Source organism: Mesorhizobium sp. M7A.F.Ca.CA.003.01.2.1 (assembly GCF_003998945.1).
In the GTDB taxonomy this organism is placed as follows: Bacteria; Pseudomonadota; Alphaproteobacteria; order Rhizobiales; family Rhizobiaceae; genus Mesorhizobium; species Mesorhizobium ciceri.
The window spans coordinates 1-1,797 of the sequence record NZ_RZRA01001056.1 but is presented as its reverse complement, the minus strand read 5'-3'; the positions used below and the strand labels follow the sequence as shown (position 1 = coordinate 1,797).

Sequence of the window (1,797 nt, the reverse complement as noted above, 5' to 3'; positions counted from 1 at the left end):
TTCCGGCACTGCTGCTCGCCATTTGCCTGGCCGCGGTGTTCGAGCCCAGCCTGTGGATCGTCGCCATGGTCATCGCTTTGGTCAACTGGGTGCAGACCGCCCGCGTCATCTACACCGAGACCTCATCGCTGGCGGAGCGTGAGTTCATCGATGCCGAACGCACCATCGGCGCGAGCGCGCCGCGCATCCTGTTTCGCCACATCCTGCCGCATCTCTTACCGACCATCATCGTCTGGGGCACGCTCGGCATTTCGACCACCGTGCTGCTCGAGGCGACACTCTCCTTCCTCGGCATCGGCGTCCAGCCGCCCACGGCGTCCTGGGGCAACATCATCTTCGAGAACCAGACCTATTTCCAGGCCGCACCCTGGCTGGTGTTCTTTCCGGGTGCCGCGATCCTGGCGCTGGCGCTCGCCTTCAACCTGATCGGCGATGCGCTGCGCGACATCCTCGATCCGACGCAAAGAGGCCGGGCATGATCGCCTATCTCGGCCGCCGCCTCATCCAGTCGCTGCTGATCCTGCTCGGCGTCTCGCTGATCACCTTCGCTCTGCTCTATCTCCTGCCCGCCGATCCGGTGCGCCAGATCGCCGGCCGCAGTGCCACGCCGCAGACGGTCGAGAACATCCGCCAGCAGCTCGGCCTCGACCAGCCGTTCGTCGTCCAGTACTGGCGCTATCTCACGAAGCTCGTCAGCGGCGATCTCGGCCGCTCCTACATCCAGCGCTCCGAAGTCACCGAGCTGATCGTTTCGCGGCTGCCGGCCAGCCTGTTGCTGATGGTCGGCGCCATCCTGTGCGAGCTGTTGCTCGGCCTGAGCATGGGCCTGATCGCCGCCGTCAAGCGCGGCACCGCCACTGACCAGACGCTGATGGTCGCCTCCTTCGTCGGCGTCTCGGCGCCGCAATTCGTCGTCGGTCTGCTGCTGCTCTACGTCTTTGCCGTGCGGCTCAGCTGGTTCCCGATCGGCGGCTACGGCACCTGGCGTCATCTGGTGCTGCCGTCACTGACCATGGGAATCCTCGGCGCGGGCTGGTACGCGCGCATGATGCGCTCGTCGATGATCGACGTGCTGCGCCAGGATTACGTGCGCACCGCCCGCGCCAAAGGCCTGGCGCGGCGAGCTATCCTGTTCCGCCATGCGCTGCCCAACGCCATCCTGCCGGTGATCGCCATGATCGGCATCGACATAGGCATCTTCATGGGCGGCATCGTCGTCGTCGAAAGCGTATTCGGCTGGCCCGGCATTGGCCAGCTCGCCTGGCAGGCCATCCAGCGCGTCGACATCCCGATCATCATGGGTGTGACGCTGGTGTCGGCCTTCGCCATCGTGCTGGGCAATCTGCTGGCCGACATCATCGCGCCCTTCATCGACCCCCGCATCAAGCTCAGATGAAATGAAAACCAGACAGAGAAAGGGAACATAAAAATGAAAAGGTTTCTCGCATCCACGGTAGCGGCATCGGCGCTGGCGCTGATGCTCGGCATGACGAGCGTTCGCGCCGAGGACGCCGTCGATCCGAACGCCAAGCAGGGCGGCGCCATCACCATCACCTACAAGGACGACGTCGCCACGCTCGATCCGGCGATCGGCTATGACTGGCAGAACTGGTCGATGATCAAGAGTCTGTTCGACGGGTTGATGGACTACGAGCCGGGCACCACCAATTTGAAACCCGACCTCGCCGAAAGCTACGAGATTTCGCCCGACGGCAAGACCTTCACCTTCAAGCTGCGCCATGGCGTGAAATTCCACAATGGCCGCGAGATGACGGCCGACGACGTGAAATATTCGCT

3 protein-coding genes are annotated in these 1,797 nt (G+C 63.7%); all 3 read left to right on the top strand.

Annotated features, from left to right (window positions below; all coding sequences use genetic code 11):
* The coding region (locus tag EN969_RS29550; RefSeq protein ID WP_164758608.1) for an ABC transporter permease at positions 1–479 on the top strand (479 nt) is incomplete at its 5' end.
* Positions 476–1,396, top strand: coding sequence for an ABC transporter permease (locus tag EN969_RS29545; RefSeq protein ID WP_024502122.1), 921 nt, complete (start codon positions 476–478; stop codon positions 1,394–1,396). The genes EN969_RS29550 and EN969_RS29545, both read left to right, overlap by 4 nt.
* A gap of 33 nt (positions 1,397–1,429) precedes the next feature.
* On the top strand, positions 1,430–1,797 hold a 368-nt coding region (locus EN969_RS29540), incomplete at its 3' end, for an ABC transporter substrate-binding protein (protein WP_245467556.1).

Coding starts and splice junctions, on each gene's coding strand:
- EN969_RS29545 (WP_024502122.1), top strand. CDS start 476: ATGATCGCCTATCTCGGCCGCCGCCTCATCCAGTCGCTGCTGATCCTG.